Source organism: Acetobacter senegalensis, assembly GCF_001580995.1.
Lineage (GTDB): Bacteria > Pseudomonadota > Alphaproteobacteria > Acetobacterales > Acetobacteraceae > Acetobacter > Acetobacter senegalensis.
This window is the reverse complement of the sequence record NZ_LHZU01000042.1, coordinates 1-2,284: the sequence shown is the minus strand read 5'-3', so window position 1 is coordinate 2,284 and position 2,284 is coordinate 1. Positions and strand designations below refer to the sequence as shown.

Annotated in this window: 3 protein-coding genes; 1 reads left to right on the top strand and 2 read right to left on the bottom strand. The window is 56.8% G+C overall.

Annotated elements, in window-relative coordinates; translation table 11 throughout:
• Positions 1–780 (top strand): pyruvate, water dikinase regulatory protein (locus AD948_RS00285; protein WP_061470230.1); only part of this gene is annotated, 780 nt, incomplete at its 5' end.
• 296 nt (positions 781–1,076) lie between these two features.
• Here AD948_RS00285 and AD948_RS00280 read toward each other — a convergent pair.
• Entirely contained in the window at positions 1,077–1,457 is a 381-nt protein-coding gene (locus AD948_RS00280; RefSeq protein ID WP_006558235.1) for a hypothetical protein, read from the bottom strand.
• Between the two features lie 140 nt (positions 1,458–1,597).
• A complete protein-coding gene (gene uraD / locus AD948_RS00275; RefSeq protein WP_006558236.1) occupies positions 1,598–2,134 on the bottom strand; it encodes a 2-oxo-4-hydroxy-4-carboxy-5-ureidoimidazoline decarboxylase in 537 nt (178 codons plus the stop codon).
• Positions 2,135–2,284 lie beyond the last annotated feature (150 nt).

The window sequence follows — 2,284 nt, the reverse complement described above, 5'->3', positions numbered from 1 at the left end:
GCCCGCGCCTGCATTGCGCAGTTCCCGAACACGGAAATCCGGCTCCGCCACTGGAACCTCATCCGCTCCCGCCTCCAGCTTCGGCGTGTTCTGCGTCACATCGCGCTGGACCGTGGGCCCGTCATGTCCTCTCTGACAGATCCTGCCTTGCAGGCGGATATGGAAGCAGGATGTGCCAGCATGCAGGTACGGCTGCTGGATGTGCTGGACAGCGCTGTGACCTTCCTTTCAGAAGAAACGGGGGAGGAAGCTACGCGGCATCCTGGTGGCCAATACATCATGGATGAAAACTATTACCAGCGTATCGAGGCCATGCATTACGTGCTGGCGCATGATGACGGGCAGGAAACAAACGAACTGAATGAAGCCGATGTGGTGTTGGTGGGCGTTTCCCGAGTTTCCAAAACGCCAACCTGCTTTTATCTGGCTAACCGGGGCATCAAGGCCGCCAACGTGCCGCTGGTGATGGGCATTGAGCCACCCAAGGCGTTGTTCACCATCAAACGCCCGGTGATCGGCCTGACCATTGATCCTGAAACACTGATCGAAATTCGCCGTACGCGCCTTTCCCAGATGATCCCATCCGGTCGCCTGCGTGACCCTGCTGCTGATTATGCCTACATTGATCTGGAAAAAGTGCAGGAAGAGCTCCGCTGGGCCCGCCGCCTGTGCCGCCACCACAACTGGCCGGTTATTGACGTAACCCGTCGCTCCATCGAGGAAACATCAGCCTCCATTCTGGATCTGATTGAAACCCCCGGCTACGTGGGCACCACCTGAAAACGGCAATGCCGGTTTAAGGGCTGAAGGCTTTCCTCATAAGGGACGACCGTCCAACTTCGTGCCATTCTCGCCCTGGAAACCAGCGCGAGACCACTGTCCTCAGCGCTTGAAAGAGGGTTATCATTCATACGAGGTTGATGGCTCGCTGAAAAAATCTGTCGGTGCAAAGTGAAGTAAATTTCTGGGAGCAGAAAAGCCGACCTGACGGCGGATGCAAAGGTGCACCCGCCCAGTCAAACGGTGTTCAGCTACAAACAGACCTGAAAAACTTGGAGCCTCTGTTAAACAGGCTCTTAATCGTCAGTCAGTTCATTGGGTTCCAGATGCTGAACCCGCGTGGCCTGCCCTTGTGCATTGTAATAGATAATGCTGCTGCCGCGGCGCTGTGCATAGCCATCCGGCTTGCCATCAGGCGTCCAGAACAGAAGGCGGTTGGCGTCGGCCTGTTCCTGCACTTTGTCCCCAGCGGGCCGGTAGCGGAATTTGCTGAAATCCTTGTGGGCGCGGGGCAAAGGCGGCTTGGCAGCCAGCTTGTGCATGTCCGGCCCTTTGTGGCCTTCTTCATCACCACCATCGTCATCATCCGCCAAAACCGGAGACGCAGTTATCACAGGAAGAGAAACGGCCAGCAATCCTGCGGCCAGAAGACATCCTTTACGAAACCACTGCGTCATGACGTGTCGCACTCCCCACTCTCACACAGCTACATGCCAGAGATATGTGCCCGCTTTTTACGGCGAGTGCAATTGTGCGACCCGCGCCTCTGCCCTTGCACGCACAACATATGCTCCGCCACCCTGAGAGGAAAGAGGACTTACGCCGTCTGGTCCGGCTCCAGCTTCTGGCAGATCTCCGCCAATCGGGCTCGGGCAAATTTGGCCACTTCCCCCAACGCCGTTGCCGTTTCAACCTCAGGTTCGTACCGCAGCCGCTGCTCCAGCGCCCTCATTACCTGCGCGCGTGTCAGATCCTGCGCGTAGATCACAAACGGCATGTCAAACCGTTCCTGATACGCCTTGTTCAGGGCTCGGAACTGGGCAAACTCCTCGGACGAAAGCCGGTTCAGATCCGCCGGAACATCAGAGACAGGTTCCACCAACGACTCTGCCGAGGCAACCGCCAGAAATTTTTCCAACCCCGGATACGCCCTGATCACCCGCTGCCGCGCTTCTTCAGGTGCGGCGCGCACCATGGCTGTCAGCGTTGTAAAGAGGGATTTGATGTCAGCAAACGGACGGCACTCATACGCCTCTTCCGCAGCCCAGCTTGCATGGTCAAAAACAGAACCAAAAGTGGAAACAAACTGCTCCCGCTTCATGTCATTTATGTTTTGGATCAATGGGGTGCTCATACAGTTGCCGCCTCTCTTGTCGGCAGCCCGTGTGACAGACTGCGCCTGTGTTCAGAAAACTCACCATTGAGTGGGAGGACATCTTCCCTCCTTCTTTAAATGGTGCGTTCCCCCACTTGCCGCAACGCAGCATCCCCTCACTTTGTTGCC

Excerpts from the sequence above, each read along its gene's own strand:
- AD948_RS00280 (WP_006558235.1), bottom strand. The coding sequence starts at position 1,457 with ATGACGCAGTGGTTTCGTAAAGGATGTCTTCTGGCCGCAGGATTGCTG.
- uraD (WP_006558236.1), bottom strand. The coding sequence starts at position 2,134 with ATGAGCACCCCATTGATCCAAAACATAAATGACATGAAGCGGGAGCAG.